At 40.6% G+C, this 10,334-nt stretch carries 7 protein-coding genes; all 7 read left to right on the top strand.

Features of this window, described 5'->3' with window-relative positions; all coding sequences use genetic code 11:
- Positions 1 to 1,274: nicotinate phosphoribosyltransferase (locus AC5GD6_RS05575; RefSeq protein ID WP_491846421.1), on the top strand; the 1,274-nt coding region annotated here is incomplete at its 5' end.
- 247 nt (positions 1,275 to 1,521) lie between these two features.
- Entirely contained in the window at positions 1,522 to 3,369 is a 1,848-nt protein-coding gene (argS, locus tag AC5GD6_RS05570; protein WP_491846420.1) for an arginine--tRNA ligase, read from the top strand.
- Positions 3,370 to 3,734: 365 nt separating this feature from the next.
- The gene (gene rho / locus AC5GD6_RS05565; RefSeq protein ID WP_491846419.1) at positions 3,735 to 5,909 is read left to right on the top strand and encodes a transcription termination factor Rho; all 2,175 of its coding nucleotides are present in this window, start codon (positions 3,735 to 3,737) and stop codon (positions 5,907 to 5,909) included.
- Positions 5,910 to 6,222: 313 nt separating this feature from the next.
- Positions 6,223 to 7,401, top strand: a complete 1,179-nt coding sequence (locus AC5GD6_RS05560; protein ID WP_491846418.1) for a hypothetical protein — start codon at positions 6,223 to 6,225, stop codon at positions 7,399 to 7,401.
- A complete protein-coding gene (locus AC5GD6_RS05555) occupies positions 7,401 to 7,934 on the top strand; it encodes a VanZ family protein (RefSeq protein WP_491846417.1) in 534 nt (177 codons plus the stop codon). Before AC5GD6_RS05560 ends, AC5GD6_RS05555 begins: the two co-directional genes overlap by 1 nt.
- A gap of 365 nt (positions 7,935 to 8,299) precedes the next feature.
- Entirely contained in the window at positions 8,300 to 9,502 is a 1,203-nt protein-coding gene (locus AC5GD6_RS05550) for an ABC transporter substrate-binding protein (protein ID WP_491846422.1), read from the top strand.
- Positions 9,503 to 9,646: 144 nt separating this feature from the next.
- Positions 9,647 to 10,334: branched-chain amino acid ABC transporter permease (locus tag AC5GD6_RS05545; protein WP_491846416.1), on the top strand; the 688-nt coding region annotated here is incomplete at its 3' end.

The raw sequence follows: 10,334 nt of genomic DNA, 5'->3' as shown, positions 1-10,334 counted from the left end.
ATTATCTTGCCTCGCTTAAAGCACCTGCTGGTGGTGCTATGTTTAAGCCAGGATTTTTAGACTATCTGCGTACATTTCGTATGCATGTTGATATATGGGCAGTACCCGAAGGAGATGTTGTTTTTCCTCGTGAGCCTATCGTACGCGTTCAAGGCCCTCTTATTGATTGTCAACTTTTAGAAACAGCTCTCTTAAATACAGTTAATTTTCAAACCTTACTTGCAACTAAAACTGCACGTGTTGTCAGTGCTGCACAAGGACGTCCTGTTTTTGAATTTGGGCTTAGACGTGCGCAGGGATACGATGGCGGTTTGAGTGTAGCGCGCGCTTCCTATATTGGTGGTGCTGGTGCAACTTCAAACCTGCTTGCTGGTAAAATTTATAACATTCCTGTTTTTGGTACGCATGCTCATTCATGGGTAATGTCGTTTCCTTCGCAACTTGACGCATTTAGAGCTTATGCTCAATCAAGCCCTTATAATTGTGTGCTGCTGCTTGATACCTATGATGTTAACCTTGGTATTCAAGATGCAATTACCGTTGCGCATGAGATGGAAGCACGAGGAGAGCATCTCTTGGGTGTTCGTCTTGATAGTGGTGACTTGGCAAAACTGTCAAAACGTGTACGACAGGCTTTTGACCAAGAAAATCTTTCATACGTTAAAATCTCAGTTTCCAACGACTTAGATGAGTTTACTATTCAATCCCTGTTAGCGCAGCATGCACCAATTGATTCATTTGGTGTTGGTACTAAGCTCGCTACCTGCGACCCTCAGCCTGCTTTGGGAGGTGTCTATAAACTCACGGCTATTAGAAATTCTTCAGCCGATACATGGACACCCACTATTAAATTGTCCGAGATGGCGTATAAGCGTACCATTCCAGGAATTCAGCGTATCTTACGTTTTGTTGATAGCAATAACAACCTGGTAGGAGATATGATCGCAACAGAGTGTGGCGTATCAAATGCTCCTTCTCATATGGTTGATGTGTTGGACGACTTAGTAAGTTATAAATTGCACGATGCAACTTGTTATGAGCTCCTTGAACAAATTGTGAAGCTTGGTCAGCGTTGTAAAGAACCTGATAGTTTGGAAGTTGCGCGCGCGCGTTCGCTTGATGCTCAGGCTCATCTTGATCCAGCTATAAGAAGATTTTTAAATCCGCAAGTGTATCCTGTTGGTCTTGAACCTCGTCTATCCGAGCTTACACGCGAGCTTGTTCAAAGCCACGCAGCAACTCAATCTTCTTGCGATCAAACGCGACGACGATAACGGTATATTCTTGCATGAGTACGCGCTCCCGCATAAGCACTTAGGTGGTGCGTACCCTTTGCGCTCGTGAAATTTTAAATGCTTTTATGTTTGTAATCATACAAAACATACATTTTCGTTAATTTTTATTTTTTCCAATGTATTTTGTTTATTTTATACGTATGATTAAAAGGTATACAGAATTTTGTGTGTTGTATTTGTATGAGATGGTATACGTCCAGCATGTATATGATTAAAGGAGTTATATATGCCCGAAGCAATTAATGACCTTGTTCTTTGTGCTCTTAAGGATGCTCAAGCATCTTCAGACCTTCCTGAGTTCAAAATTGAAGACGCCTGTATTGAGCGTCCAGCTGATGCCGATCACGGTGATTGGTCTTCAACCGTAGCGCTGCGAACTGCTCGTCTTGCACATATGGCTCCTGCAAAAATTGCGCAGATTATTGTTGACCATCTTCCTGAGAACAAGGAAGTCGAAAAAGTTGAAATAGCCGGTCCTGGTTTTATTAATTTTTATCTTAAAGCCGCTGCAAGTAACGATGTTATCAATGACGTTCGTGCGCAGGGCAGTAGATGGGGCTCATGTGACGATGGTCATGGTTTTAAAATCAATTATGAGTTCATTTCTGCTAATCCAACCGGCCCATTACATGTTGGCCACGGTCGTTGGGCTGCTTTAGGTGACTCCATCTGCAATGTTTTGGATTTTTGTGGATATGACGTCTTCCGTGAGTATTACATTAATGACCACGGCTCGCAAATGGATGTTTTTGGCGGTTCAGTTGCTATGCGCTATGTGCAACTTTGCCAAATTATGCAAGAGAAATCCTGTGATAGCAATAAAGCATACGAGCTTCTTTTGCAAGACCGCGAAGAGTACGTTTTAGACGAGGATGACGCTCACCCCGAAAAGCACCCCTTTATGGACACTTTTAACGAGCATCTTGGTGGTAACTCGTATGGTGGCGATTATATTATCGAAATTGCAAAAGAGTTTTATGATGCCGATGGTGATGCTTGGTACAAGGTTGACGAAGAAAAGCGTTGTGATGCCTTCCGTGAGCGCGCATATCAGGCCATGCTTTCTCGTATCAAAAAAACCTGTCACAACGTTCGCTGCGATTTTGACCTTTGGTTTTCAGAGCGTTCGCTCTATGATAAAAATGAGCAGGGTGTTTCTTTGGTTGATAAAGCTTTTGCTCGTCTTGATGAAATGGGATACCTTTATAAAACGGATGACGGTGCACTTTGGTTTAAGTCTACCGCGTTTGGCGACGATAAAGACCGCGTATTAATTAAGTCTAACGGTGATTACACCTATTTTGCCTCCGATGTTGCTTACCACTGGAATAAGTTTGACCGTGGTGCGCAGCTCTCTATTGATTTATGGGGTTCTGACCACCATGGATATATTGCACGTGTTACGAATGTATGTGACGCACTTGGATTTAAGGGACAATTTAAGGTTGACTTAGGTCAGTTTGTAAACTTGCTGCGTAATGGTGAGCCTGTTCGTATGTCAAAACGTCGCGGCACTATGGTTCCCTTTGACGAGCTGATTGAAGAAGTTGGCGTAGACGCTACACGTTATACCTTGGTAAGCAAGTCATCTAATCAAACAATCGATTTTGATATCGAAGCTGTAAAAGAAAAATCAAATGCAAATCCAGTATTTTATGTTCAATATGCTCATGCGCGTATTTGCTCAATTTTGCGTCACGCAGCTGGTGTAAGCGAAGAAGAAGCTAAATCGTTAGGCATGGATGCTGTTGCACAAAAAGCAATTGGCGAGGCATGTGATTTGTCACTTTTGGTTCATCCTATGGAAGCTGCGCTTACGCGCAAACTTTCTGAGTTCCCCGAGCTTATTTCTGGCTGTGCACGCGATCGCGCACCTTTTAGAATCACGCATTTCTGCGAAGAGCTTGCAGGTGCTTTCCACGGCTTTTATGCAAATTGTCAAGTACTTTCAAGTGAAGGTAGACAAATTGATCCAGAGCTGTCTCGCGCTCGTCTTGCAGCCTGTGATGCAGTTCGTATTAATCTCGAAGTTGCGCTCAAGCTTATTGGTGTGTCTGCTCCCGATGTAATGTAGGTTGTAGGTTTTTACTTGTATCAGTCATGCTGTTTTCGTAATCGAGCAGCATGACTGATAGCTCTTCAAGGTAAATTTATGAGATCCTCTTTGATAAAAAACTCTTTGACTCCGGTTTTATATTCTCGTTTGTGTATATTCTGTTAGTTTGTAGTATTTCAAAATACTTTTATTTCAAAACACGTTTATGAATTATTAAATGTGCTAGTATACAGATGTTTTGTATTTTAACTATTAAATCCCTTTATACGTTTGTTATATCGAGCAGAGTAATCAAAACGTTTTCTTCCATGATTTAAACGTTTATGTATAATAGTTAATTTATTTTCACCTGGAAACAGTTACAAGAAAGGCATATTTCAATTATGAACCAATCAGGTGTAGATTCAGTTATTCCTCAAAAACGCCGTCGTGGTCGTCCTCGTAAAAATCAAAATGCGCTTGATTCCTCGTTAGATACTTCTTCTCAATCTGTACATGAGGAATCCAAGAACGAACAAACATCAGAACATGAACTTATTAAAAATATTGAGGATGGATCTCTTCCTTTAATTAATCTTCCTAAGCGCAGACGTGGTCGTCCTCGCAAAGCAGATATAATTGCACGTCAAAAAGCTATAGAAGCTGCGCTTTTAGCGCAACAACAATCGATAGAATCCCATGACATCATGTTAAAAGCTCAAGAGGTTCCATCTGCTGTTGATCTGAATATATCAGCTCAATCAAATGTTGTCGTATCGCATGAAAAGTTACAAAAGCTTGACATGCCTCAAAACCAAAAGATGCATCGTGTTGCAGTAGATATAGTACCTCAGAAAGAGCAAACTCACGTACAAACTCAAGAGCAAAATCAAGCACAAATTCCTGAAGCCGCTCAACACAGTGCCGTATACCATGAAGTAAGAGCAACTACACCTAAGATGGAGAATGAATCAGAACACCAAATTAACTCCGAAGCAAAAACCCCGTTTACTGCTACGCCGACAGTAGAACTACGTCGTCATCGTCGTCATAACAATGTCGATCAAATAAAATTAGCCTCTCAAGGTAAGAATACTTCAGCTGAAAATACAAATGACGAGTCTATTGCATCGAGCAACACAGCAGTAGCTTCAACAGCAGTATTGAGTCAATCAACTCCACAAGTTTCGCGTGTGAATCAACCTGCTGTCAAAGTTCCGCAAGTAAATGTACGTTTTACCAAGCAGCAGCGCAGACGGGGTAGAAAAACAGACAACGCAGCACCAAGCGAACCCTCTCTTACTCAAGAGCAGCTGTCAACTATGAAAGTAGCAGAGCTGCGTGCGAAAGCACAAGAGCTTGGGCTCGAAACTTCAGGTGTACGTAAGAAAGTCCTTATAGAGCAAATCTATAGAGCTGCTGCAGCTTCAGAGGGTTTTGCCTCTATTCAAGGAGTATTAGATATACAGCAAGATGGTTATGGCTTTATCCGTACAGGTAATTATATGAGTGGCGATAATGACGCATTTGTCCATCAGCAACTTATTCGCCAGTATGGTCTGCGTCCTGGGGATTGGATTGACGGCCGTGTTTCTCCGAGCCGTAACAATAAATTTCCGCCACTTCATAAAATTGTACAAATAAATGGTAAAACACCTGAAGAGATTCGCAAGCGTCCGCGTTTTCGCGATTTAACTCCTGTTTATCCTGACGAGCGTCTTATCATGGAAAACGGGCAGCAATCAATAACGGGACGTGCGATTGATTTAGTTGCACCTATTGGAAAAGGTCAGCGTGGACTCATTGTTTCTCCTCCAAAAGCAGGTAAAACAACTATTCTTAAAAAAATATGTCAATCTATTACCGCAAATAATCCCGAGGTGCATCTTTTCTGCTTATTGGTTGACGAACGTCCAGAAGAAGTTACCGATATGCAACGTTCCATTAAAGGCACTGTTGTTGCGTCTACCTTTGATATGCCAGCCGAAAATCATACCTCAGTTTCTGAGCTGGTTATTGAACACGCAAAACGCCTTGTTGAACTAGGACAAGATGTAGTAGTTGTTCTTGATTCAATTACGCGTCTTGCACGCGCGTACAACCTTGCTCAACCTGCTAGTGGACGTGTTTTGTCTGGTGGTGTAGATTCCGCTGCCTTATATCCTCCCAAGAAATTCTTAGGTGCTGCACGCAATATTGAACATGGTGGATCTCTTACAATTTTAGCTTCTGCTCTTATTGATACTGGTTCAAAAATGGACGAAGTTATCTTTGAGGAGTTCAAAGGCACGGGCAATATGGAACTTAAACTCGATCGTGACTTAGCAGATCGCCGTATTTTCCCTGCTATTGATCCTGTTTCTTCAGGTACGCGTAATGAGGATTTGCTTATTTCTAAAGAGCTTCAGCCGTTTGTTTGGGGTCTTCGCCGCGTCTTGGCAAATATGAATAATATCGAACGCGCAGCTTCGGCGCTTGTTAAGGGGCTCAAAGAAACAAAGGACAATGAGGACTTTTTAATTCGTTCTGCTCGAAAAGCGCAAGCAATAGATTATGTAGACTCCCCGTCAAAACTCTAGACAAGCTTGTAATATATGTATAAATGAGTCGCACCAGAAGAATAAAGGTGCGGCTCATTTTTTTCTTAGCTCTACGTTTTTTTCTGCCATGCGAGCAATACCCTAGATTGAATTTACAAACAACCGTCAAAATTTATTCGTCTTTTATATTTAACCTTGAACTTTTCTGATTTTTGCGTACTATTAAAGATAGTTAATTAATAATTCATACTGATAAACGGTATACGCAGATTAAACACACACCGCCGTTTAGTAATTTCGCTGCAGCGTCTTGTTTACCTGCGTATCTAAAACTTGCAAGAGGGGTTTAGATATGAAAGGCATAAGAAGTAAACAAGCTATCATCGCAGGGCTTCTTTCTTGTAATTGTGCGTTTGCTCCTCATTATGCCTATGCTGCACGTCAACCTCTTACTCTATTTCAGCCGAACGCTGATTTTGGTTTTGGTATTATCACTGGACTTGGTATTTCAGGCCTTATCGCAACGATTTCATATTTTTTAGCTCAATATCGCCATCATCATGACGATGCTGCCTTTGATGAGTTTTCTAATAATGATGAAATATCAAATCTAAAGACATCAAAGGATGTTTGCTTACCATCAACAGATATACCTGTTTCCGCACTTCATGCAAGCGATGATTATGCTGATATTGCAACGAACTATGTACGCCATCAGTCCTTTAAAGAACGTATGGCAACGCGTGCTCAAGGTGTTGCCAAAATTCTCAAAGATCGCTTATCTTCTGATCGTTTTGATGATCTTCCTGTTATTGAACGAGCCGACGGTTCAGTTGGAGATGTCGGAACAAGTTGGTGGGAAGCTCGTGTTGGTAAGAGCACTGCTCATGTAGGTGATAAGGATTCTTACCGAGAAATGGCGCCTGTTGACTTTAATCATAATCCAACCTGGTTAGAAGAGGAAACTCAAAATAGGAAGTCAAATCCTGTTAAGGATACCATCAGTTCTTATAAATCACGTGCTGATTATATTAGAAATTCGATTGCAGAAGTTAACGAAGGCACATATCCTGCTAAGCGCAGTGTTGAAGAACTTGATCATGAAGATTTATGGGAAGTTGCTTTACACAATATGAACGAAAAGATTATTCATGCAGACGATCCAGAGCCTCTTAAGATGCCTGTTGATCTTGATTCGCTTGATGAAGTGGATAACATGAGTAATATTACGGCATTTATTCCGTTTAAGGCACCTGCTAATCATCCTGAAGTTGTTGACAGAGATTCTTATGTTGATTACTTATTAGCAGATGAGTTTTCGCGAAATGAGTCGGGGATTGCGCGTAAAAGTTCTCACAGATATTTAAAGGTTCTTGAAGGTGGAAGCCAAACATTACCTCTTCGCTTTACTTCTAGCTCACATCCCGCGCCTCGATTAACTCACGTGCCCAAACATATGGCTTCCTCTCCTGCTAAATCGTGTGTGTTTCCTGCCAAACATTTTGCTGAAACCGCTGTCAAAGAGGCATAATGCTTCTTAAAGGGTATCGAGCATTTCAGAGATTTATATCTAAATATGCTACAAGTATTTTATGGATTGCTACACTTCTTTGGATAGCTAGTATGTGGCATCACTCTGCTACGCCTGGAGTTGTGTCGTCTGCTCAAAGTGATGCAGTAGTTCAAGATCTTTGGAATGTTTTTACTTTTGTGGGTGTTCAAAATATTCATACGATGGTTTTAATTGTGCGAAAAAGCGCTCATATCCTTGAGTATACGGTTTTTGGTGTTCTTCTCACATCTTTGTTTATCAAGGTTTGTTCTGAACTTGCATACACTTCTTGTTGTTTAGAAAATAGAGATGTTTTACGTACTCAAACTTTACAACTTGGACTTGTTTTTGTTTTAGGAGCTTGTGTTGTTCCAGCTTGCGATGAAACAATACAGTTGTTTGTTCCTGGTAGAAGTGGTCAACTTACTGATTGCTTTATTGATTTGGTTGGTGTAGCTTGCGGCGTATGCATAGTTGTGGCCATCTATAAACATTATAAGAATCGTGCGTAAACTCACAATCTCTATTTCCACGAAAATTTATAAGGCGTTTAGCTGGATATTTTCTATATTCTTAACTTTTCATTGCTGTAAAAAGCATATTAGTATTCAAAAGACTATGAATATATTCATATAATTATCCAATAATAAGAAAGAAATCCTGTAGGAACTTTCCGATTTTCTCATAGATTTTAAAAATTATAATTCACAGTTTTTCACATAAAATGAGTAAATTGCTGAATTTTTATTTTAATTTTGAATACTTTCGTTAACAAATGATAACAAGATTTGATTTTCGCTCAAAAATTGTCAAAGAGGCTTTACAGTATTCATCAAGAGTTGTTATCACATACATAAACGATTTGAAGGGGGATATGATGATGACTAATCTCACACGACGTCAATTCGTCAAAATGAGTGCGCAAGCCGCTACACTGATGGGGGGTTTGTCTATTATTGCTGGCTGTAATAATAACATGTCCTCACAATCAAGCGACTCATTAAAAGTTGGTGTTATGGGACCGTATACGGGCGATGTTGCTCAATACGGTCTTGCTATTAGAAACGGTGTTCAACTTTATGTTAAACAGTTCAATGCTAATGGTGGTGTTAACGGTAAAACCGTTGATCTTATGATCGAAGACGAAAAAGGCGATTCTACCGAGGCAAAGAACGTTTATGAAAAGATGCTTGATGCAAAGGTATTGGCTATCATAGGCGATGTTACCTCAACACCTTCTATTGCAGTAGCACAGGTCTCTGCAAATGATAATATGCCACTTATTAGCGCGTCTGCTACCGCTCCAGCTTTTACCTCATTTGGTCATAATGCATTTAGAGCTACCATGACTGATGACTTCCAAGGTAAAGTTATGGCTAAGTTTGCACAAAAGCAGGGATATAAAACTGTGGGAACTATCTATAACTCTGGTGGTGATTACGAAAGCGGTATTAACAAGATTTTTGTTGAAGAATGTCAGCAACTTGGTATTAACGTTACCTCGCAACAGGCATATGCAGCTGGAGACGTAGATTTTAATGCTCAGCTTACGGCTATTTTTGCAACGTCACCTGATGCTGTATTTTGTCCCAACTATTATCAAGATAGCGGCAAAATTGTTACCCAAGCTCGTCAGCTTGGTTACAAAGGCGTGTTCCTTGGCGCAGACGGTTGGGCTAACATGGTTGACGGTGATGATAAGTATGCTTCACCAGAAGATTTGGAAGGTTGCTATTATAATTGCCCGTTCATTGTTGAAAATGATAATGACAAAGTCAAAGACTTTGTTAAAGCTTATCACGACGAGTATGGCAAGAATCCTTCTAACTTCTGCGCACTTGGTTATGATGCCGCAATGATGATGTGCGCAGCTTTGAAAACCGTTGATGATAAAGGTGACGTTAAACCTGGAACCGAAGAGTACAAGCAAGCTCTCATTGACGCCATTGCTCAAGATAAAGTGGACGGCGTAACAGGTTCTATTGCATTTGAAGGAACTGGTGACCCAGTTAAATCAACCCTTGTTGTTACCTTTGATAAGGGTAAACAAAAAGTATTTCAGGTTATTGAAGCAAAATAACTAATCTTTAATTTTGGTAAACCCTTATGCAAGATGTAAAGGCATAAGGGTTTTGCCATATAAAATGACCGTATTTGCTGTATTTTTAGTAGTTTATATATTTTTTAACGCATCGTCAGTTGTTTCGTGATAAGGAGGTTTGAGATGATAGGAATGCAAATTCTTAACGGGTTGCAGGTTGGTAGTATTTATGCGCTCGTTGCTTTGGGCTACACTATGGTGTACGGAATTATCCTGCTTCTCAACTTTGCACATGGAGATATTATTATGGTTGGTGCCTATATCTCCTGGCTTTGTTTAGTTCAGTTAGGAATTGGTCCTATACCTGCTATTATAGCAACGATTCTTGTCTGCACGCTTTTAGGTATTGTCATCGAAAAGCTTGCGTATGCACCCCTAAGAAATGCTCCTCGTTTATCTTTGCTTATTACTGCAATTGGCGTTTCGTATTTTCTTGAGAATTGTGCACAATTAATTTTTGGTGCCGATGCAAAAGTTCTACCAAACTTCTTTGAAGTGTCATCATCTGAGTTCTTGGGTCTTCCTATTTCTACCGTTGCTGTTATTACCATTGTCGTTACCGGAATATCGTGTGCGATTCTTACCCTTTTGGTTAAAAAGACCAAGCTTGGTGCTGCCATGCGGGCTGTATCCGAAGATATGGGAGCCGCGCGCTTAATGGGTATTAACGTTAATACTGTTATTTCGTTTACCTTTGCACTTGGCTGTGTCCTTGCTGGTATTGGCTCTGTTCTTTATAGTATGGCGTATGCACAAGCTAGCCCAACAATGGGTGTTATGCTTGGCACGAAGGCTTTTGTTGCTGCCGTTT

The organism is Fannyhessea sp. (assembly GCF_986145555.1).
The sequence above is the reverse complement of the archived record's forward strand: the minus strand, read 5'-3'. Positions and strand labels throughout refer to the sequence as shown.

What these genes read in the sequence shown, in the direction of transcription:
- rho (WP_491846419.1), top strand. Translation starts at nt 3,735, where the DNA reads ATGAACCAATCAGGTGTAGATTCAGTTATTCCTCAAAAACGCCGTCGT.
- argS (WP_491846420.1), top strand. Translation starts at nt 1,522, where the DNA reads ATGCCCGAAGCAATTAATGACCTTGTTCTTTGTGCTCTTAAGGATGCT.
- AC5GD6_RS05560 (WP_491846418.1), top strand. Translation starts at nt 6,223, where the DNA reads ATGAAAGGCATAAGAAGTAAACAAGCTATCATCGCAGGGCTTCTTTCT.
- AC5GD6_RS05555 (WP_491846417.1), top strand. Translation starts at nt 7,401, where the DNA reads ATGCTTCTTAAAGGGTATCGAGCATTTCAGAGATTTATATCTAAATAT.
- AC5GD6_RS05550 (WP_491846422.1), top strand. Translation starts at nt 8,300, where the DNA reads ATGATGACTAATCTCACACGACGTCAATTCGTCAAAATGAGTGCGCAA.